This is a genomic window from Rhizobium sp. SVR5-9E (assembly GCF_056755095.1).
On sequence record NZ_JBNDHS010000858.1, the window covers coordinates 1 to 229 of the forward strand.

Sequence of the window (229 nt, forward strand, 5' to 3'; positions counted from 1 at the left end):
TCGCCACCAGATGGACATTCGGATGCAGGATTGCCTGCGCAGCGCATTGCTCAGCAAGAAGCCATTCGCCGTGATTTTCCTCAACGTCGATCATTTCAAACGCATCAACGATACCTGGGGCCACAACACCGGGGATGAGTTGTTAATCTCTCTCGCGCAGCGCATTACCGCCCGCCTTACCCGCGAGATGACCCTCGCCAGGCTTGGCGGCGACGCCTTTATCCTGCTG

General features: G+C 57.6%; 1 protein-coding gene. It reads left to right on the top strand.

From position 1 onward, the window contains the following. On the top strand, window positions 1–229 hold a 229-nt coding region (locus ACPYOJ_RS37275), incomplete at both ends, for a GGDEF domain-containing protein (protein WP_481420671.1).